We start from the raw sequence: 18,088 nt of genomic DNA, 5'->3' as shown, positions 1-18,088 counted from the left end.
GTTCCTGTGGCGATCCCGAGGCAGCTCCCGAACGCGATCACGATCGTGCGCATCCTGTGCGCGCCGGTCTTCATCTGGATGCTGCTGGCCGACGCCGGCGCGGACGGCGGGCTCCGCTGGGGCGCGGCGATCCTCTTCATCGTCGCGATCGCGACCGACGGGATCGACGGCTACCTCGCGCGGCGGCATGACATCGTCACCGACCTCGGCAAGCTCCTGGATCCCATCGCCGACAAGGCGCTGACCGGCTCCGCGTTCGTCTGCCTCTCGATCCTCGGCGAGCTGCCCTGGTGGATCACCGTGCTCGTGCTCGTCCGCGAGATCGGCGTCACGGTGCACCGGCTCATCGTCGCGGGCGACCACGTCGTCGCGGCCGCGTGGATGGGCAAGCTCAAGACCGTCGCCCAGGCCGTCGCCCTCTCCCTCGCGCTGCTTCCGCTGTGGACGGTCGTGGGGGACTGGATCCACGTCGTCAACGCGATCGTCATGACGATCGCCGTCGTCCTCACCGTCGCGAGCGGCCTCGACTACGTGTTCACGGCCATCCGCGCCGCCCGCAACGGCTCCCGCGGCGGGGTGCGCGCATGACGCGCCAGCCGCCCAGCTCGCTGCCCGAAGAGCTCGAGTCCACGCTCGTCTCGGCGAGCCGCCGCACCGACCCGGAACGCCTCATCGCGCGCCTGAAGGACCTCGGCTGGTCCGTCGGCATCGCGGAGTCGCTCACCGGCGGCCTCGTCGTGTCCTCCCTCGTCTCCGTCGCCGGGGCCTCCGCCGTCGTGCGCGGCGGCATCGTCGCATACGCCACCGACGTGAAGGAATCGCTCCTGGGGGTGGATGCCACCCTCCTCGAGGCACACGGGCCTGTCCACCCGCGCGTGGCGCGGCAGATGGCCGACGGCGTGCGCCGCGCCGTCGGACGCGACGGCATCCCCGCCGACGTCGGCATCGCCACCACCGGGATCGCCGGCCCGCTGTCCCCGGACGGGCAGCCCGTGGGCACCGTGCACATCGCGATCTCGACGCCGCTGGGTTCCCGGGTGGAGTCCTTCCAGCTCGGCGGCGACCGCGAGGCGATCCGCTCCGAGGCCGCCGCCCGCGCCCTCCGCCTCGCGCTGGATGCCCTGTGAGCGACGGCGCGTCGGCCGGAGCGCCGTGACGTGCGGGAATACCTGCGGTTTCAGGTCCGTTACGTATGAGTGATTCCCACCCATTCCCCAGCACTGCGGGTCTAGGGTGGCTGGCAAGTGAGATAGCGTGGTCCCCCCGGGGACGCGGATGGTCGAAGAAGGGGGCCCGTCATGATCCTGGTTCGTCAAGAGATCGGCGACGTCCTGCGCGACTTCCGCCTGCAGAAGGGCCGCACGCTGCGACAGGTCGCCGGTCGTGCGAGCGTGGCGCTCGGATACCTCAGTGAGGTCGAGCGCGGTCAGAAGGAAGCGTCGAGCGAGATCCTCGCGGCTGTCGCGGACGCACTCGATGTGCCCATCTCCACGATCATGCGCGAAGTGGGCGACCGCATCTCGGTGCTCGAGGGGCTGCACACGTTCTCCGATGTCGTCCCGGACGACATCGCATCGCTGGACGAGGTCCAGCCCGAGCTCTCCCTGCACTGACCCGGCGCCGCACGAATGCGTCTGAGCGAGTTCCATCGCGCCGTCGAGGACGAGTTCGGCGTCCGCGGGGCGGCGCTCGTCGACGATCTGAGCCTCGTCGCCCTGGAGAACCGCACCTCGCGCGAAGCGCTGAAGGACGGCGTCCCGGCACGCGAAGTGTGGCTGGCGCTCTGCAGCGAGATGGATGTGCCGCCGTCGCGGCGGCACGGCGTCGGACGCCTGGACCCGCCCGGACGGTGAGCCGCGCGACACGCGGCGTGGCATCGAAGTTCTGTTCGATTCCCGCGTAGTCTCCTGCACAAGAGGTGTCGAGGAAGCGTCTTCCCCGATGCGGGGGTGCGGCCGACGAATGTCGGAGGCCCTTCGTAGCGTGGCAGACGTCACAGAGACACCACATGCCTTGTCGCAGCATCGCCCCGCCGGGGAGAGCGCGACAGCCTACAGGCGACGGAACGCGAGCATAAAGGAGCACGCCATGCCCTCAGCAGTTGACCGCGAGAAGGCCCTCGAATCGGCCCTCGCCCAGATCGACCGGCAGTTCGGGAAGGGCTCGGTGATGCGCCTCGGCAGCGACGACCGCGCCCCCGTCGAGGTCGTCCCCACCGGGTCGATCGCCCTCGACGTCGCCCTCGGCATCGGCGGGCTCCCGCGGGGCCGCATCGTCGAGATCTACGGCCCGGAGTCCTCCGGTAAGACGACGCTCACGCTGCACGCGATCGCCAACGCCCAGCGGGCCGGCGGCATCGCCGCCTTCATCGACGCGGAGCACGCGCTCGACCCCGACTACGCGCAGAAGCTCGGCGTCGACATCGACGCCCTTCTCGTCTCGCAGCCCGACACGGGGGAGCAGGCGCTCGAGATCGCCGACATGCTCGTCCGGTCCGGCGCCATCGACCTCATCGTCATCGACTCCGTCGCGGCGCTCGTGCCCAAGGCCGAGATCGAGGGCGAGATGGGCGACTCCCACGTCGGTCTGCAGGCCCGCCTCATGTCGCAGGCGCTCCGCAAGCTCACCGGTGGGCTCAACCAGACCAACACGACGATGATCTTCATCAACCAGCTGCGCGAGAAGATCGGCGTGTTCTTCGGTTCCCCCGAGACCACCGCCGGGGGCAAGGCGCTGAAGTTCTACGCATCCGTGCGCCTCGACATCCGTCGCATCGAGACCCTCAAGGACGGCACCGAGGCGGTCGGAAACCGCACCCGCGTCAAGGTCGTGAAGAACAAGATGGCGCCGCCGTTCAAGCAGGCCGAGTTCGACATCCTGTACGGCGTCGGCATCTCCCGCGAAGGCAGCCTCATCGACTTCGGCGTCGAGCACGCGATCGTCAAGAAGTCCGGGGCGTGGTACACGTACGACGGCGAGCAGCTCGGCCAGGGCAAGGAGAACGCCCGGAACTTCCTGATCAAGAACGCCGACATCGCCGCCGACATCGAGACCAAGATCAAGCAGAAGCTCGGCATCGGACAGCCCAAGGTCGTCGAGGAATCCGACGAGCTGGCCGCCCGCCGCCCGGCCTGATCATGCGTTCGGACAACGGGGGCGAGCGCGGCGACGCCACGCTCGCCCCCGTCATCCCGCTCTTCGGCGGGAAGGCAGCAAAGGCAGACGCGGTACCGCCGCGTCGCGGCGACGACGACGATCAGCCGAGCTCGGCTCCCCGGGCGCCCGAGTGGCACCCGACGTGGGTGGCGGAGGAGCCTGCTCCTCCGGTCGTCGACGGCGACGCGGACGCGGCCGAGGCCCTGGCCCGCGCGGAGAAGGTGCTGCTGAAGAAGCTCCGCACCCGTTCGCTCTCCATCCGGGAGGCGCGCTCGGCGCTCGCCGAGCATGACCTGGACGACGACGTAGCCACCGCCCTGCTCGACCGTTTCGTCGCGCACGGCTACCTGGACGACGAGGCGCTCGCCGAGCAGCTCATCCACAAGGCCGTCTCCCGCAAGGGACAGGGCCGGCAGGCGATCGCCCAGACGCTGTCGCAACGGGGGATCGGGCGCGACGTCATCGACATCGCCCTGGCCTCCCTCCCCGACGACGAGGCCGAACGCGCTCTCGAGTTCGCCCGCGCCAAAGCGGCCTCGATGGACTCCCTCGAGCGCGATGTCGCGCTGCGCCGGCTCGCCGGCCAGCTCGCCCGCCGCGGCTACGGGTCGACCGCGCTGAGCGCCGCACGCCAGGCGCTCGACGAGCGCTCGAGCCCGAAGAGCCGCGTCCGCTTCGAATGACCCCGCGGGCGGCGGAGGCCGCCGCGGCGGGGCTGACGCGCCCCTGCCGTCCCGCTAGGCTCGGGCCGGGCGAGCGGAGGATGCCGTGGCGATCGAGGTGCAGGGGCTCACGAAGCGCTACCGCGCGAAGGTGGCGGTGGACGACATCTCGTTCACGGTGCCCGACGGCGGGGTGTTCGCCTTCGTGGGCACCAACGGCGCCGGCAAGTCCACGACGATCGGCTGCCTGACCACGATCCTGCCGTTCGATGCCGGCGAGGTGATCGTCGGTGGACGGGACGTGCGGCGCGAGGGGCACCAGGTCCGCGAGTCGATCGGCGTCGTCTTCCAGGACTCGCTCCTGGACCCGCTGCTGACGGCGCGGGAGAACCTCCGTCTCCGCGGCCGGCTGTCCCACGTGCGCGGAGCGGCACTCGAGGCGCGCATCCGCGAGGTGTCCGAGCTGATCGGTCTGGACGACTTCCTGGACCGGCGGTACGGCGTCCTCTCCGGGGGCCAAAAACGGCGCGTCGACATCGCACGCGCCCTCCTCCCGGAGCCCGCGGTGCTCTTCCTCGACGAGCCGACGGCGGGGCTCGACCCGGCCAGCCGCGCCCTCGTCTGGTCGACGCTGCACGCGCTGAGCGCGCGGACCGACTTCACCGTCTTCCTGACGACCCACTACCTAGAGGAGACGGAGGAGGCCGCACGCGTCTGCCTCATCGACGACGGCCGAATCATCGCCGACGACACCCCGGCACGCCTCCGCGCCCGCTACAGCCGCAGCACCCTGACCGTCACGACCGACGACGCGGACGCCCTGATGGCCCTCAGCCGGGCGGCGGGCGCCGACCCGGTCCGTGAGGGCGACCTCGTCGTCATCGCCGTGCCCGACGCCGACGCGGCGCGGGCACTGCTGACCGAGCACGGCGACCACGTCCGCGACTTCGAGTTCCGGCACGGCCGGATGGACGATGTCTTCCTCGCCCTCACCGGCCGCCCCGCCGATCAGGAGGCCGCCGCGTGAACGTCGTCACGGCGATCGTCGGCCGGAACCTGCGCCTGTTCTTCCGCGACCGCCTCAACGTCTTCTTCTCGCTCCTGGGCGCCGTCATCCTCTTCGGCCTCTACACCCTCTTCCTCGGCAATCTGCAGACCACCGATCTGGCAGAGTCGCTCCCGGGAGCATCCACCGGAGAGGTTCAGGCGTTCGTCGACAGCTGGATGTTCGCCGGCATCGTCCTCATCACGACCGTCACCACGGGGCTCGGCGGCCTCTCCGTGCTCGTGGACGACGACCAGTCCGGCCGGTTCCGCGACTTCCTCGTCGCGCCCCTGCGCCGCGGCCAGCTCGTCCTCGGGTATCTGCTGTCGGCCGTGCTCGTCGCCGTGCTCCTGTCGGTCCTGGTCCTCGCGATCAGCATCCTGTACCTCGGCGTCGTCCGCGGGAGCTGGATGTCGGTCCCTGCCGTCCTCCGCAGCCTCGCGATCGTCGTCCTCGCCTGCGTCTCCTTCACGGCGCTGTCCGCCCTCATCGTCTCGTTCGTGCGGACGAACGGCGCCTTCTCGGGCCTCGCCACGATCGTCGGCACGATCCTCGGCTTCGTCGCCGCCGCCTACATCCCGATCGGCGTCTTCCCGGCAGGCGTCGCCTCCGTCGTCGCGGCGCTCCCGTTCGCGCAGGCCGGCATGCTGCTGCGCCGGGAGTTCGCCGACGACACCCTGGCGCAGATGACCGCCGGCGTCCCCGAGGCGAGCGAGCCGCTCCGCGCTGTGTACGGGCTCGACCTGACGATCGGCGACTGGGCGGTGCCGTCATGGTTCGTCGTCGCCGTGCTCGTGGTCGTCGCCGTCGTCTGCACCGCGCTGTCGGCCCGGCTCATGCGCCGCCGCATCCGCTGAGCGGAGCCGCCGCGGTCCCGGCTCGTAGAATGGCCCCATCATGACTTTCCCGTCCTCCTCGCCGACCCTCATCGCGCCCTCGGCCGCCGCACACGCCGCCGACGGGCGTCCCCGCACCTACGAGGTGCGCACGTTCGGGTGTCAGATGAACGTGCACGACTCCGAGCGGCTGTCCGGCTCGCTGGAGAGCGCCGGCTACGTGCGGGCGGATGCCGGCGCGGAGGCCGACGTGGTCGTCATCAACACGTGCGCCGTGCGCGACAACGCCGCCGGCAAGCTGTACGGCACGCTCGGACACCTGAAGTCCCGCAAGGACAAGCACGAGGGCATGCAGATCGCCGTCGGCGGCTGCCTCGCCCAGATGGACAAGGATGCCGTCCTCGACAAGGCCCCGTGGGTCGACGTCGTGTTCGGCACGCACAACATGGGGTCGCTGCCGAGCCTGCTGGAACGCGCCCGGCACAACGGCGACGCGGCACTGGAGATCCTCGAGTCGCTCGAGGTGTTCCCCTCGACGCTGCCCACGAAGCGCGACTCGATCTACAGCGGCTGGGTCTCCATCTCCGTCGGCTGCAACAACACCTGCACCTTCTGCATCGTGCCGAGCCTGCGCGGCAAGGAGAAGGATCGTCGTCCCGGCGACATCCTCAGCGAGATCCGGCTGCTCGTCGACGACGGCGCCCTCGAGGTGACGCTCCTCGGGCAGAACGTCAACAGCTACGGCGTCGAGTTCGGCGACCGGCAGGCCTTCGGCAAGCTGCTGCGCGCCGCCGGCGAGATCCCGGGTCTCGAGCGCATCCGCTTCACGAGTCCGCACCCGGCCGCCTTCACCGACGATGTCATCGATGCGATGGCCGAGACGCCGGCCGTCATGCCGCAGCTGCACATGCCGCTCCAGTCCGGCTCGGACCGCATCCTGAAGGCGATGCGCCGCTCGTATCGCAGCGAGAAGTTCCTCGGCATCCTCGATCGCGTGCGTGACCGCATCCCGCACGCCGCCATCTCGACGGACATCATCGTCGGCTTCCCCGGCGAGACGGACGCCGACTTCGAAGACACGCTCCGCGTCGTCGAGCAGGCGCGCTTCGCGAGCGCGTTCACCTTCCAGTACTCCATCCGCGAGGGCACACCCGCGGCGACCATGCCCGACCAGGTGCCGAAGGCCGTCGTGCAGGAACGCTACGAGCGCCTCATCGCGCTGCAGGAGCGCATCTCGCTCGAGGAGAACCAGAAGCAGGTGGGCCGCGAGCTGCAGGTGCTGGTCTCCACCGGCGAGGGCAAGAAGGATGCCGCGACGCACCGGCTCACCGGCCGCGCCGAGGACAACCGCCTCGTGCACTTCGAGCTGCCCGCCGGCTCGGCGGTTCCGCGCCCCGGTGACATCGTGTCCGTCGTGGTGACGCACGCCGCACCCTTCCACCTCCTCGCCGACAGCACGGACGGCGCCCCGCTGCGCATCCGCCCGACGCGCGCCGGCGACGCGTGGGATCGTTCGCAGGCCGAGTCCTGCGGCGTCCCGGCCCCCGCGGGGCAGGCCGCCGCCCCACGGGCCGTCTCGCTGGGACTGCCCACGCTGCGCATCGGGCAGTGACCGCCCCGCGGCTTTGGGCCCTCGTCGGCGCGACCGGCACCGGCAAGACCGCGCTGTCGCTGCGCCTCGCGGAGGAGCTCGCCCGACGCGGCGGCGGAGCGGAGATCGTCAACGCCGACGCCATGCAGCTGTACCGCGGCATGGACATCGGCACCGCCAAGCTTCCGGAGGCCGAGCGGCGCGGCATCCCGCACCATCTCTTCGACGTGCTCGACGTCGCGGACGAGGCGGCCGTCGCGGCATACCAGCATCAGGCGCGCGCTGTCATCGAGCAGATCCTGGCGCGGGGCGCCGACGCGATCCTCGTGGGCGGCTCCGGGCTGTACGTCTCCAGCGTCCTGTACGACTTCCGCTTCCCGCCGCGGGACGACGCGCTGCGCGCGCAGCTGGAGCAGGAGCTCGCCGAGCGCGGCCCGGGGTCATTGCTGAGCAGGCTGCGCGCGCTCGACCCCGCCACCGCCGAGCGGGTCGACCCCCGCAACGGCCGGCGCATCGTGCGGGCGCTCGAGGTCGTGCTGCAGGGCGAGGACACGCACGGCGCCGCTCTCCCTGCGGCCCCGGTGCTCTGGCATGTGCCGACCTCGATCATCGGGGTGCACGTCGACCGCTCGGAGCTCGTGGCGCGCCTCGACGTCCGCGTGGAGCGGATGTGGGCGGACGGCCTGCTCGAGGAGGTCGCGCGGCTCCGCGCCGCCGGCCTCGACGACGGACTGACGTCCCGCCGCGCGATCGGGTACGCGCAGGCGCTTGCCCAGCTGGCGGGGGAGAAGACCCAGGACGAGGCGATCGCCGAGACGCAGGCGCTCACCCGCCGATACGCCCGGCGGCAGGTGTCCTGGTTCAAGCGCTATCCCGACATCACGTGGGTCGGCCCGGAGGCCGACCCCGCCGCGCTCGTCGACGCCGCGGGCTGACCCTGCCTGCGCCCGCCGGGGCACCGGGACCCCGCGGCGATCTGCAGCATCGGGTGTGACGGGTGGGGCGGATGAGTGGTCAGGCGTCACAGCAGTCACATGTCATCCTGCATTTCGCTGCGCACCCGCAGTGCGCCGTCTCCGAACGACGCGCGTCGGAGCGCACGCCGCGGCGCCATCCGCCGGGCCGGGAAAGCCCCGGCGAGCGCCTCGGCGCGGTGCGCGTGCGCGCGTGCCGCAGCGATCTGCAGGATCGGGTGTGACGGGTGGGGCGGATGAGCGGTCAGGCGTCACAGCAGTCACATGTCATCCTGCGTTTCGCTGCGCACACGGAGTTCGCGTCCCCAACGACGCGCGCCGGAGCACGCGGTGCCCGCCCGCTTGACTGCCCGCCACGGCCGCCCGCCGGGCCTGCCCGCCAGGGCCGCCCGCCCCGCCGGGCCTGGCCGACAGGGCCGCCCGCCGCGCCGGGCCTGCCCGCCACGGCCGCCCGCCCCGCCGGGCCCGCCACGGCCGCCGGTCCGCTGGGGCCGCGGGCCGACACCGGCGGCACGATCTAGACTGGCGGGATGCCGCAGACGATCGCCTTCACGAAGGGCCAGGGGACCGGGAACGACTTCGTCGTCGTCGCGGACCCCGACGGCGCGCTCGCGTTGACCGACGATCAGGTCGCGGCGCTGTGCGACCGGCGGTTCGGGATCGGCGCCGACGGGACGCTGCGCGTCGTGCGCTCGGCGGCCCTCCCCGAGGGCGCAGCCACGCCGGACGCGGAGTGGTTCATGGACTACCGCAACGCCGACGGCTCGGCCGCCGAGATGTGCGGCAACGGCATCCGGGTGTTCGCGAAGTACCTGGTCGACGCCGGCCTGGCGTCACTCGACGGAGGCGAGCCGCTGCGCATCGGCACCCGCGCGGGCGTCAAGACCGTCACCCGCGTCGAGACGGGCTTCGAGGTCGACCTGGGCGTGTGGCGACCCGACGACGCCGACGTGCTCGTCCGGGCACGCGGCCTGTCCGTCGCCCGCCCCGGCCAGGGCATCGACGTCGGCAACCCGCACGTCGTCGTCGCGCTGCACACGACCGCCGAGCTCGAAGGGCTCGACCTCACGGTCCAGCCCGTCCTCGACCCCGCCCCTCCGTCGGGAGCGAACGTGGAGTTCGTCGTGCCCGCAGACCCGCTCGTGCGCGACGGCGTCGGTGCGATCACGATGCGCGTGTTCGAGCGGGGCGTCGGGGAGACGCTCTCCTGCGGCACGGGCGTCGCGGCATCCGCCCTCGCGGTCCGGCGCTGGGCCGGTGCCGGCGCCCCGGAACGGTGGACGGTGGATGTCCCCGGCGGGCGCCTCGGCGTCCGCGTCGTCATGCACGAGGACGGCGAGCATGTGCTGCTGTCCGGCCCCGCCGCGCTCGTGTTCAGCGGCGAGGTCGCACTCGCCTGAGCCTGATCCCCAGCCCGAGCCCCAGCCTGAGCCACGAGCCCGGCCGAGCTCAGGGCAGGTCGATCGGCGCCGTCGGGGGTGTGCCGTGCCGGCGCACCCGCAGCACGCGGAACCCGCGGCCGGTCGCGGCGCGGGAGACGGAGTACCCGTTGTCGAAGGTCGCGGCGAGCCAGCGCTGCAGCGAGTCCGAGCCGAGGTTCCGCTGCACGACGAGCCACGCGTCGCTGCGCTCGTCGAGTCGCGGGATCCACCGCTCGAGCAGGCCGTGCAGCTCGTTCTTCCCGACGCGGATCGGCGGGTTGGAGCGGATGGTGCGGAACGAGACGTCGTCGGGAACATCCTCGGGGAGCACGGCGTTGACATTGTCGAGCCCCAGGGACGCCGCGTTGCGCCGCACCAGGTCGAGAGCACGCTCGTTGACGTCGACGGCCCAGACGGTCGCGTGCGGGGATTCCAGTGCGAGTGACAGCGCGATGGGACCCCACCCGCTGCCGAGGTCGAGCAGGTGGCCGCCGGCCGGCGGCGGCGGCGTGTTCGCCAGAAGGACGCCCGTCCCACCGTCGACGTGATCGGGGCTGAAGACGCCCCCCGCGGTCTGGACCTCCATCGGACGGCCCGCGAGGGTCACACGGATGCGTCGGAGGTTCTCGGCACTGGACGGGGCCGCGCTGAAGTAATGATCGCTCCCCACGCAGACGAGCGTAGCGGAGGAGCCGCCCGGCGCGGGAGGCTAGAGTGCACGGGTGGCCGGGAGGCCTCCCTTCGGAAGGATGATATGACAGACGCCATCACACCCCAGAGCACGGACGAGACGCCGGTGGACCCGGTGGATCGTGTGCTGGCGCGCGCCGACGCGCGCTCCGGGGTGCGCGTGTTCGGCGGCGCACAGGCGCTGCAGGATGCCGCGACCGTCACGTACGGCGACAGCGACGGCGAGCAGTGGGACCGCGAGGAGCGCGCCGCGCTGCGCCGCGTCCCGGGGCTCTCCACCGAGCTGGAAGACGTCACCGAGGTCGAGTACCGGCAGCTGCGGCTGGAGAACGTCGTGCTCGTGGGCGTGTACCCGCAGGGTTCGCAGGAGGATGCCGAGAACTCGCTGCGCGAGCTGTCCGCCCTCGCCGAGACCGCGGGCGCGGTCGTCCTCGACGGCGTGCTGCAGCGCCGCCCGCACCCCGATCCGGCGACCTACATCGGCCGCGGCAAGGCCTCCGAACTGCGCGACCTCGTCGCCGCCGTGGGCGCCGACACCGTCATCGCCGACACCGAACTCGCCCCCAGCCAGCGGCGCGCCCTCGAGGATGTCGTCAAGGTCAAGGTCATCGACCGGACCACCGTCATCCTCGACATCTTCAGCCAGCACGCGAAGAGCCGCGAGGGCAAGGCGCAGGTCGAGCTCGCGCAGCTCGAATACCTCCTCCCGCGTCTGCGCGGCTGGGGTGAGTCGATGAGCCGTCAGGCCGGTGGCCAGGTCGGCGCCGGCGGTGCGGGGATGGGATCGCGCGGTCCCGGTGAGACGAAGATCGAGCTGGACCGTCGCCGCATCCGCACGAAGATGGCGCTGCTGCGCCGCCAGATCCGCGACTTCGGCCCGGCCCGCGAGGCCAAGCGGGCCGACCGCAAGCGCAACACGATCCCGTCCGTGGCGATCGCCGGGTACACCAACGCCGGCAAGTCGAGCCTGCTGAACAAGCTCACCAGCGCCGGCGTGCTCGTCGAGAACGCGCTGTTCGCGACCCTGGATGCCACGGTCCGTCGCGCGGAAGCCGCGGACGGCCGCGTGTACACGCTCACCGACACGGTCGGCTTCGTCCGGAACCTCCCGCACCAGCTCGTCGAGGCGTTCCGCTCGACGCTCGAGGAGGTCGCCGACGCCGACGTCATCGTGCACGTCGTCGACGGTTCGCACCCCGATCCGGCCGCCCAGCTGCTCACGGTGCGCGACGTCATGGGCGATGTGGGCGCGCGCTCCACCCGCGAGATCGTCGTGTTCAACAAGGCCGACCTCGTCGACCCCGACACGCGCCTCGTGCTGCGCGGACTCGAGCCCTCCGCCCTCTTCGCCTCATCGCGGACGGGCGAGGGCATCGCCGAGCTCCGCGCGGCGATCGAGGAGGCGCTGCCGCTTCCGGCGGTCGAAGTGCGGGCGCTCGTGCCCTACGAGCGCGGCGACCTCATCAACGCGGTCCACGAGAGCGGCCACATCATCTCGACGCGCCACGAGGAGGAGGGCACGGCCGTGCACGCACACGTCTCCGAGCACCTCGCCGCGCAGCTGGCGCCATACGCGGTCAGCTGAGCTCGACCGGCTCCACCCCCGGGGTCTGGAAGCCGAACACCTGGCCGAGGAAGGCCAGCTCCGTCTCGAGCGCGTGGACCATCGTCTCGCCGCGGCGGAAGCCGTGCCCCTCGCCCTCGTACAGGACGTACGCGTGCGGCACCCCGCGCGCGGCCAGCGCCGCGCGGATCGCGTCCGACTGCGCCGGCGGGACGACGGCATCCTCTGCGCCCTGCAGCAGCAGGAGAGGGACGCGGAACCGCTCCGGGCGGCTGAGCGGCGACCGCTCGAGGTACAGCGGCTCGGCCTCCGGCAGCGGACCGATGAGGCCGTCGAGGTAGCGGGCCTCGAAGTCGTGGGTGTCCGCGGCGAGGGCGCGGGCATCGCCGACGCCGTAGCGGGAGATGCCCGCTCCGAAGACGTCCGTGCCCACGAGCGCCGCGAGCACCGTCCACCCGCCGGCCGAGCCGCCCTCGATCGCGAGGCGCTGCGGGTCGGCACGGCCCTCCGCCACGAGACCGGATGCCGCCGCGGCGACGTCGTCGACGTCCACGACGCCCCACTGCCCCCGCAGCCGTTCCCGGTACGCGCGGCCGTACCCGCTCGAACCCCCGTAGTTGACGTCGAGCACGCCGATGCCGCGACTCGTGAAGAACGCGATCTTGCCGTCGGCGACACCGCCGACGTGCGACGTCGGGCCGCCGTGGACGAAGACGACGTACGGCGGCAGCTCGCCGGCGGATGCCGTGACCTCCGGGTTCGTCGGCGGGAAGTCGAAGGCATGGACCTCGCCGTGCGGGCCGGCGAAGGTCACGGGTCGCCCTGCCGGGTACCACTCCCGCGCGATGCCGCCCGGTGCCGGCGTGACCCGTTCGACGGCGCCGTCCGTGCCGATCAGCCAGATGCCGCTCCCGCCGGTGCCCGCGCCGGAGACCAGCGCGCGGACGCCGTCGGAGGCCTCCACGACGAGCCGTGTCGTCGCGGGGAGATCGATCGGGGATGCCGTCCCGTCGGGGTCGATCGCGACGAGGCGGTCACTGCCCTGGGTCTGCACCGCCAGGACGCCGCCGTCGCGCCGCGGCGCGTACCACCGCAGGCCGAGCACCCACAGCGGCCCCCCGGTGTCCGCGTCGGCCGCGAGGACGACATCCGCGTCCAGGCCCGCATCCAGCCGCACCCGGGACAGGTTCCACCGTCCGCTCGCGTCGTCGGCGAACAGCAGCTCGTCGGCGGACTCCCACTCCGGCTGCAGAGCCGCCGTCTCGCCGGAGGACACGCTCGTCCACTCCGCGACGACACCGTCCTCGACCCGACCGACGCGCACCTGCGTCCGGTCCCATGGCATGTCGGGGTGATCCCACGCGACCCAGGCCAGGTGCCGGCCACCGGGGGACAGCGCCGGCTGGGCGAGGAAAGCGCTGCCGCCCACGAGGCTCGTCACGGCGCCCTCCGCGTCGATCGACACGATGTCGCGGTGGGGGACCGGATCGTCGCCGTGGTGCTCACGGACCGCCAGCAGCATCCCCTCCTGCCAGCGCAGCCCGCCGTAGCGGACGTCCTCGTCCGTGGCCGCGGTCAGCGCGTGCGGCTCCTCGCCGGGGCGCAGCGACCAGACCCGCTGGTCGCTCTTCTCGACGAAGAACAGCCGTCCGTCCTCGGTCGCGGCCCAGGACCCGCCGCCGTACTCGTGGACCCGCGACCGGGCGTTCCACGGCGCCGGCAGGACGTTCTCGATCGCACCGTCGGCGCCGCGCCGGCGCACCGCGGTGCGTCCGCCCTCGTCGGGGAGCGATTCGCCCCACCAGATCTCGTCTCCCGCGAACGCGGCGCCCTCATAGCGGGGTGAGCCGGCGGTCGCCGCAGCGGCGGTGAGCGGAGAGGGCCAGGAACCGTAGGGCAGCTCGGACATGCCTCCACCGTAGGCCCGGTGAAACGTCGCGTCACACTCCTCCCGGGCCGCGCAGGGGAGTCGTAAAGTGATGCCATCGACGCCCGGTCGCACCGGGCAGGAGCGACAGCCGAGCCCGGCACCCGCCCGCGATGCCCTCCTGCCCTGCCGGCGGGGGAGCGACCGCGGCCGACCGGCCCGAGACACACCGCCCCTGACCCCGGAGAGACCCATGTCGAGCGAGACCGCCGCCGCGGTGCCCTTCTCCTTCGAGATCTACCCGCCGCGCACCGACGCCGGGATGCCGGCCCTGCACGAGACGATCCGGCTGCTGGCCGCCGCCGGCCCGGAGTTCATCTCCGTGACCTTCGGCGCCGGCGGCTCCACCGGCGGCCGCTCGCTCGAGGTGCTCACGCACATCCTCCGTCAGACCGACGTCCCGCCGCTGGCGCACCTCACGTGCGTGGGATCCAGCTACGAGGAAGCGACGACCCTCATCCGGGAGTTCCTGGATGCCGGGATCACGCGCTTCCTCGCGCTCCGCGGCGACCCGCCCGCGGACGCCGCGGAGGGCGAGGAGTACGTCGGCGACCTCGCCAGCGCGGCCGAGCTCGTGCAGCTCATCGACCGCGTGCAGGCCGAGCGTGCGCCGTACACCGAGGCGCCCGTCCCCGGCGTGCCCGGCGCCGCGCGGGTGGCGCCCCGCGCCCGCGTCGAGATCGCCGTGGCGGCCTTCCCCAACGGGCACCCGCGTTCGCGGCACCGCCTCGAGCACATCGACGCGCTGCTGGCCAAGCAGGCCGCGGGGGCGACGTTCGCGATCAGCCAGCTGTTCTTCCACGCCCACGACTACCTGGGCTTCGTGGAGCTCGCGCGCGCCGCGGGCGTGACCATCCCGATCCTGCCCGGCATCATGCCGATCACCTCGCCCAGCCGGCTGCGCCGCGTCGTCGAGCTCACCGGAGAGCCGCTGCCGTCCGACCTCGCCGTCGCCCTCGACGTCGAGCCGACCGCGGAGGGGCGCCGCGAGATCGGCGTCCGGCACGCCGCGGCCCTCGCGCGCGACGTGCTCGCCGGCGGAGCCGGCGGCATCCACCTGTACGCCTTCAACAACCACGACAACGTGCTGGCCGTCCTCCGTGAGGCCGGCGTCCGCACCCGTACCGAGGAGATCTCCGCATGACCGCTTCCTTCCCCACCGGCACGATCCTCGGCTACCCGCGCATCGGGCGTCGTCGCGAGCTGAAGCGCGCCGTGGAGGCGCACTGGTCCGGCGCCGTGACGCTCGAGGAGCTCGAGACGACGGCCGCCGAGCTGCGGCGGGCGACCCGCGCGCGACTCGTGGAGCTGGGTCTCGGTCGGGACGATTCGTCCATCCCGGAATCGTTCTCCTTCTACGACCAGGTGCTCGACGCGGCGGTCACCGTCGGAGCGTTGCCGGCCCGCTTCGACGACCTGCGCGACGCGGACGGACAGATCCCCCTCGGCGCGTACTTCACGGCCGCGCGCGGCGACGGAGAGCGGGCCGCGCTGGAGATGACGAAGTGGTTCGACACGAACTACCACTACCTCGTGCCCGAGATCGGCCCCGAGACGGCGTTCTCGCTCTCCGGCGACCGGTTCGCGCGTCAGGTCGCCGAAGCACGCGCCGACGGCGTCACGGTCCGCCCCGTCGTCGTCGGTCCGGTCACCCTGCTCGCACTCGCGAAGGCGACGGATGCCGCACCCGAGGGCTTCCGGCCGCTCGATCGCCTCGAGGACCTGCTGCCGGTGTACGTCGAGCTGCTCTCGACGCTGCGGGCCGCGGGCGCGGAATGGGTGCAGCTCGACGAGCCGGCCCTCGTCTCCGAGAGCCTCAACGCCGCGCCCGGCGAGCTGGCGGACGCCGCCCGCCGCGCGTATGACGTGCTCGGCTCGGCGACGAGGCGTCCCGCGATCCTGGTCGCCGCAGGGTACGCCCAGCTCTCCGCCGAGGCGTGGACCACGCTTGCGGCGGCGCCCGTCGAAGCCCTCGCGCTCGACCTGCACCGCGGTGCCGTCCCCGCGCCGGCGGACGGCCTCTCGGGGAAGACCCTCGTCGGCGGAGTGATCGACGGACGCAACGTCTGGCGCGGCGACCTGGCCGCAGCCGTCGCGGCCCTCGACGATCTGCGCGCGCTCGGCGCGCCCGTGGCCGTCGCGACCTCGACCTCACTGCAGCACGTGCCGCACGACGTCGCCGACGAGACGGCACTGGACCCGCGCCTCGCGTCGTGGCTCGCCTTCGCCGACCAGAAGGTGCAGCAGGTCGCGACGCTCGCGCGCGGGCTCCGCGACGGGCGGGCCGCCATCGCCGCCGACATCGACGCGGCGGCCGCGGCGGCCGCCGATCGGCGTCACGCGGCCGGGGTGCGCGACGGCGGGGTCCGCGCGCGCATCGCGCAGCTGACCGCCGCCGACCACCGGCGCCCGGACTACGAGCTCCGCCTCGCCGCCCAGGCGGCGGCCGTCCCGCTGCCGGCGCTGCCCACGACCACGATCGGCTCGTTCCCGCAGACCGGCGAGATCCGGCGTGCGCGGGCGCGCCTCGTGCGCGGTGAGATCACGCCGGAGGAGTACGACGGGTTCCTCCGCGACGAGATCGCCCGCGTCATCGACCTGCAGCTCGATCTCGGACTCGACGTTCTCGTGCACGGCGAGCCGGAGCGCAACGACATGGTGCAGTACTTCGCGGAGAACCTCGACGGCTTCACGGTCACCCAGAACGGGTGGGTGCAGTCGTACGGCTCCCGCGCGACCCGCCCCTCGATCCTGTGGGGCGACGTGTCCCGCCCGGCTCCCATCACGGTGCCCTGGTCGCGCTATGCGCAGTCCCTGACCGACAAGCCGGTCAAGGGCATGCTGACCGGCCCCGTGACGATCCTCGCGTGGTCCTTCGTCCGCGACGACCAGCCGCTCGCCGACACGGCGGCGCAGGTCGCGTTGGCCCTCCGGGAGGAGATCGCCGACCTCGAGGAGGCCGGCATCCAGATCATCCAGGTCGACGAGCCGGCGCTGCGCGAGCTGCTGCCGCTGAAGGCGGCGGACCAGCCCGGCTACCTCGAATGGTCCGTCGGCGCGTTCCGGCTGGCGACGGCGGGCGCGGGGACGGCGACATCGGTGCACACGCACCTCTGCTACTCCGACTTCGCCGTCGTGATCGACGCCATCGCCGCACTCGACGCGGACGTCACGTCGATCGAGGCGGCGCGCAGTCGCGGCGCCGTCATCGACGACATCGCCCGGTCCGGCTTCTCGCACGGTGTCGGGCCCGGTGCGTACGACATCCACTCGCCACGCGTGCCGTCGGTCGCCGAAATGACCGACCTGCTCCAGCGCGCGGCGGACCGGCTGCCGCTGCGGCAGGTGTGGGCGAACCCGGACTGCGGGCTGAAGACGCGGGGCTACGACGAGACGGTCGTGTCGCTGCGGAATCTCGTCACCGCGGCGGCGGCCGTGCGCGCTCGCGCGGAGGCGACCGTCTGAGGGGAGGGGCTGCGCGTCGTCCGGCTGCGAAGCGGCTCAGATGGCGCGCAGCACCGCCACCACCTTGCCGAGCACGACGGCGTCGTCGCCGAGGATCGGCTCGAAAGCGGAGTTGCGGGGGAGCAGCCAGGTGTGGCCGTCGCGCTGGCGGAAGGTCTTCACCGTGGCCTCCTCGTCGAGCATGGCCGCGACGATGTCGCCGTTCTCCGCCGTCGACTGGGAGCGCACGACGACCCAATCGCCGTCGCAGATGGCCGCGTCGATCATCGACTCGCCGCTGACCTTGAGCATGAAGAGGTCGCCCTTGCCGACGAGCTGGCGCGGAAGCGGGAAGATCTCCTCCACCTGCTGCTCCGCCGTGATCGGGATGCCGGCGGCGATGCGCCCCACGAGGGGCACCAGCGCGGCGTCGCCGACCGACGGAGCGCTGTCGGCGGGGTTCTCCGTCGCCGCGCCGGGCAGGTCGATGAGGACCTCCATGGCCCGGGTCTTGCCCGGGTCGCGGCGGAGGTAGCCGCTCAGCTCCAGCTGGTTGAGCTGATGGGTGACGCTGGAGAGCGACTTGAGCCCGACGGCGTCGCCGATCTCGCGCATGCTGGGCGGATAGCCGTGCCGGGCGATGGATCGCTGGATGACCTCGAGGATCGCCAGCTGCTTGTCGCTGAGGCTCTTGCGCCGACGGGTCTGCGGCTTCTCGCTCATCTCGCGCTCCTTCTCGTCACCCGCCCCGCGGCACTCGGCTTCGAATGTCGGAGGT

At 72.5% G+C, this 18,088-nt stretch carries 17 protein-coding genes; 14 read left to right on the top strand and 3 right to left on the bottom strand.

The window, feature by feature from the left end; all coding sequences use genetic code 11:
• Positions 1–6 precede the first annotated feature (6 nt).
• From pgsA to dapF, 11 genes are all read left to right on the top strand, one after another.
• Positions 7–588 (top strand): CDP-diacylglycerol--glycerol-3-phosphate 3-phosphatidyltransferase, encoded by a 582-nt coding sequence (gene pgsA, locus BR85_RS07685; protein ID WP_028496012.1) that lies wholly within the window; start codon positions 7–9, stop codon positions 586–588.
• On the top strand, positions 585–1,127 hold the full coding sequence (locus BR85_RS07680) for a CinA family protein (RefSeq protein WP_028496011.1): 543 nt from the start codon (positions 585–587) through the stop codon (positions 1,125–1,127). Before pgsA ends, BR85_RS07680 begins: the two co-directional genes overlap by 4 nt.
• Before the next feature lie 171 nt (positions 1,128–1,298).
• Positions 1,299–1,613: a helix-turn-helix domain-containing protein gene (locus tag BR85_RS07675; RefSeq protein WP_028496010.1), complete on the top strand. Its 315-nt coding sequence runs from the start codon at positions 1,299–1,301 to the stop codon at positions 1,611–1,613.
• Positions 1,614–1,628: 15 nt separating this feature from the next.
• On the top strand, positions 1,629–1,853 hold the full coding sequence (locus BR85_RS07670) for a DUF3046 domain-containing protein (RefSeq protein ID WP_028496009.1): 225 nt from the start codon (positions 1,629–1,631) through the stop codon (positions 1,851–1,853).
• A 235-nt stretch (positions 1,854–2,088) separates the two neighbouring features.
• Positions 2,089–3,135 carry a recombinase RecA gene (gene recA, locus BR85_RS07665; protein ID WP_028496008.1) on the top strand — a complete coding sequence of 349 codons (1,047 nt, stop codon included), beginning with the start codon at positions 2,089–2,091 and terminating at the stop codon, positions 3,133–3,135.
• Positions 3,136–3,137: 2 nt separating this feature from the next.
• Positions 3,138–3,839, top strand: coding sequence for a regulatory protein RecX (locus tag BR85_RS07660; RefSeq protein WP_028496007.1), 702 nt, complete (start codon positions 3,138–3,140; stop codon positions 3,837–3,839).
• Between the two features lie 85 nt (positions 3,840–3,924).
• Positions 3,925–4,845, top strand: coding sequence for an ABC transporter ATP-binding protein (locus tag BR85_RS07655; protein WP_028496006.1), 921 nt, complete (start codon positions 3,925–3,927; stop codon positions 4,843–4,845).
• A complete protein-coding gene (locus tag BR85_RS07650; protein WP_028496005.1) occupies positions 4,842–5,720 on the top strand; it encodes an ABC transporter permease in 879 nt (292 codons plus the stop codon). The genes BR85_RS07655 and BR85_RS07650 overlap by 4 nt, the downstream gene beginning before the upstream one ends.
• Positions 5,721–5,760: 40 nt before the next feature.
• Positions 5,761–7,311: a tRNA (N6-isopentenyl adenosine(37)-C2)-methylthiotransferase MiaB gene (gene miaB, locus BR85_RS07645; RefSeq protein ID WP_028496004.1), complete on the top strand. Its 1,551-nt coding sequence runs from the start codon at positions 5,761–5,763 to the stop codon at positions 7,309–7,311.
• The gene (gene miaA / locus BR85_RS07640) at positions 7,308–8,225 is read left to right on the top strand and encodes a tRNA (adenosine(37)-N6)-dimethylallyltransferase MiaA (protein WP_028496003.1); all 918 of its coding nucleotides are present in this window, start codon (positions 7,308–7,310) and stop codon (positions 8,223–8,225) included. Before miaB ends, miaA begins: the two co-directional genes overlap by 4 nt.
• Positions 8,226–8,794: 569 nt before the next feature.
• Positions 8,795–9,664 carry a diaminopimelate epimerase gene (gene dapF, locus BR85_RS07635; protein WP_028496002.1) on the top strand — a complete coding sequence of 290 codons (870 nt, stop codon included), beginning with the start codon at positions 8,795–8,797 and terminating at the stop codon, positions 9,662–9,664.
• Positions 9,665–9,713: 49 nt separating this feature from the next.
• On the opposite strand, the gene BR85_RS07630 is transcribed toward dapF, so the two are convergent.
• On the bottom strand, positions 9,714–10,355 hold the full coding sequence (locus BR85_RS07630; RefSeq protein ID WP_028496001.1) for a class I SAM-dependent methyltransferase: 642 nt from the start codon (positions 10,353–10,355) through the stop codon (positions 9,714–9,716).
• 84 nt (positions 10,356–10,439) lie between these two features.
• On the opposite strand from BR85_RS07630, the gene hflX reads away from it, so the two are divergent.
• A complete protein-coding gene (gene hflX / locus BR85_RS07625; RefSeq protein WP_028496000.1) occupies positions 10,440–11,960 on the top strand; it encodes a GTPase HflX in 1,521 nt (506 codons plus the stop codon).
• Here hflX and BR85_RS07620 read toward each other — a convergent pair.
• On the bottom strand, positions 11,953–13,848 hold the full coding sequence (locus BR85_RS07620) for a prolyl oligopeptidase family serine peptidase (protein WP_028495999.1): 1,896 nt from the start codon (positions 13,846–13,848) through the stop codon (positions 11,953–11,955). The two genes, hflX and BR85_RS07620, sit on opposite strands and share 8 nt — an antisense overlap.
• A gap of 211 nt (positions 13,849–14,059) precedes the next feature.
• Here BR85_RS07620 and BR85_RS07615 point away from each other — a divergent pair, with 211 nt between their 5' ends.
• Together BR85_RS07615 and metE are read left to right on the top strand one after the other, a co-directional pair.
• Entirely contained in the window at positions 14,060–15,010 is a 951-nt protein-coding gene (locus BR85_RS07615; RefSeq protein WP_028495998.1) for a methylenetetrahydrofolate reductase, read from the top strand.
• Positions 15,007–17,331 (top strand): 5-methyltetrahydropteroyltriglutamate--homocysteine S-methyltransferase, encoded by a 2,325-nt coding sequence (gene metE, locus BR85_RS07610; RefSeq protein ID WP_028495997.1) that lies wholly within the window; start codon positions 15,007–15,009, stop codon positions 17,329–17,331. Before BR85_RS07615 ends, metE begins: the two co-directional genes overlap by 4 nt.
• Before the next feature lie 36 nt (positions 17,332–17,367).
• Here the strand turns inward: metE and lexA are convergent, their stop codons facing one another.
• Complete coding sequence (lexA, locus tag BR85_RS07605) at positions 17,368–18,033, bottom strand: transcriptional repressor LexA (protein WP_028495996.1); 666 nt, start codon at positions 18,031–18,033, stop codon at positions 17,368–17,370.
• Positions 18,034–18,088: the final 55 nt, after the last annotated feature.

Origin of the sequence: Microbacterium sp. UNCCL10 (assembly GCF_000746195.1) — a bacterium.
In the GTDB taxonomy this organism is placed as follows: Bacteria; Actinomycetota; Actinomycetes; order Actinomycetales; family Microbacteriaceae; genus Microbacterium; species Microbacterium saccharophilum.
The sequence above is the reverse complement of the archived record's forward strand: the minus strand, read 5'-3'. Positions and strand labels throughout refer to the sequence as shown.

Excerpts from the sequence above, each read along its gene's own strand:
- BR85_RS07680 (WP_028496011.1), top strand. The coding sequence starts at position 585 with ATGACGCGCCAGCCGCCCAGCTCGCTGCCCGAAGAGCTCGAGTCCACG.
- dapF (WP_028496002.1), top strand. The coding sequence starts at position 8,795 with ATGCCGCAGACGATCGCCTTCACGAAGGGCCAGGGGACCGGGAACGAC.
- metE (WP_028495997.1), top strand. The coding sequence starts at position 15,007 with ATGACCGCTTCCTTCCCCACCGGCACGATCCTCGGCTACCCGCGCATC.
- recA (WP_028496008.1), top strand. The coding sequence starts at position 2,089 with ATGCCCTCAGCAGTTGACCGCGAGAAGGCCCTCGAATCGGCCCTCGCC.
- BR85_RS07660 (WP_028496007.1), top strand. The coding sequence starts at position 3,138 with ATGCGTTCGGACAACGGGGGCGAGCGCGGCGACGCCACGCTCGCCCCC.
- BR85_RS07620 (WP_028495999.1), bottom strand. The coding sequence starts at position 13,848 with ATGTCCGAGCTGCCCTACGGTTCCTGGCCCTCTCCGCTCACCGCCGCT.
- BR85_RS07675 (WP_028496010.1), top strand. The coding sequence starts at position 1,299 with ATGATCCTGGTTCGTCAAGAGATCGGCGACGTCCTGCGCGACTTCCGC.
- hflX (WP_028496000.1), top strand. The coding sequence starts at position 10,440 with ATGACAGACGCCATCACACCCCAGAGCACGGACGAGACGCCGGTGGAC.
- BR85_RS07670 (WP_028496009.1), top strand. The coding sequence starts at position 1,629 with ATGCGTCTGAGCGAGTTCCATCGCGCCGTCGAGGACGAGTTCGGCGTC.
- lexA (WP_028495996.1), bottom strand. The coding sequence starts at position 18,033 with ATGAGCGAGAAGCCGCAGACCCGTCGGCGCAAGAGCCTCAGCGACAAG.
- miaB (WP_028496004.1), top strand. The coding sequence starts at position 5,761 with ATGACTTTCCCGTCCTCCTCGCCGACCCTCATCGCGCCCTCGGCCGCC.
- BR85_RS07615 (WP_028495998.1), top strand. The coding sequence starts at position 14,060 with ATGTCGAGCGAGACCGCCGCCGCGGTGCCCTTCTCCTTCGAGATCTAC.